Source organism: Massilia sp. P2_C2, assembly GCF_056404615.1.
Window position 1 is genome coordinate 1 of the sequence record NZ_JBFUDR010000661.1, and the last position, 700, is coordinate 700.

A 700-nucleotide genomic window follows, 5' to 3' on the forward strand; every position below is an offset into this window, starting at 1 on the left:
CCGCTTGCCCACGGCGGGCATTGACTCTCATCAATTGATTATTCTCTAGGCAAGCGCTGGCCTTTGGGCCCGCCAACTGGCATCATGGCGGGCTGTTCGTTTTTGATTTTGAATCAGTAAGGAAAGCAGAATGCCGGACATCAGCATCACCCAACCGCACAGCCTGAGCCAGACCGACGCGCGCGCCGCCGCCCAGAAAGTGGCGGACAAGCTCGCCCGCGAGTATGGATTGCAATGCAGCTGGGAGGGCGATGTGCTGCGTTTCGCGCGCAGCGGCGTGGAGGGGGCGCTCACGCTGGGCGAGCGCCAGGCCGCGTTGCGCATCAAGCTGGGCTTCCTGATGAGTGCTTTCGCGTCCACCATCGAGACGAAGGTGGCGGAGAGCATGCGCAAGACGTTTGCAGTCTGAGCCCGATTACGCGTTCTTCAGGTCTTCGATCAGGTCGACGTACTGCTGCATCGCGTCGTCCGGCGACGTGCCCTTCAGCGCGGCCCACGCGTCGTACTTGGCGCGGCCGACCATGTCGGTGAAGCCGGGGCGCTCGCCGGTGGCGTCGCCGCTCGACCCCTGCTTGAACAGCGCATAGATCTTCAGCAGGGTCATGTTGTCCGGGCGCTCGGGCAGGTTCTTCGAATCGAGCTGGGCCTGGGCGAACTGTTCTTGCAAACTCATGGTAACTCCTTTGACGATGTGCGGGTT

General features: G+C 62.3%; 2 protein-coding genes. One reads left to right on the forward strand and one right to left on the reverse strand.

The window, feature by feature from the left end:
- The first annotated feature begins 130 nt into the window (after window positions 1–130).
- The gene (locus AC1DYX_RS31700) at window positions 131–409 is read left to right on the forward strand and encodes a polyhydroxyalkanoic acid system family protein (protein ID WP_477266249.1); all 279 of its coding nucleotides are present in this window, start codon (window positions 131–133) and stop codon (window positions 407–409) included.
- A 6-nt stretch (window positions 410–415) separates the two neighbouring features.
- Here the strand turns inward: AC1DYX_RS31700 and AC1DYX_RS31705 are convergent, their stop codons facing one another.
- Entirely contained in the window at window positions 416–673 is a 258-nt protein-coding gene (locus tag AC1DYX_RS31705) for an acyl-CoA-binding protein (protein WP_477266251.1), read from the reverse strand.
- Window positions 674–700 lie beyond the last annotated feature (27 nt).

Coding starts and splice junctions, on each gene's coding strand:
- AC1DYX_RS31705 (WP_477266251.1), bottom strand. CDS start 673: ATGAGTTTGCAAGAACAGTTCGCCCAGGCCCAGCTCGATTCGAAGAAC.
- AC1DYX_RS31700 (WP_477266249.1), top strand. CDS start 131: ATGCCGGACATCAGCATCACCCAACCGCACAGCCTGAGCCAGACCGAC.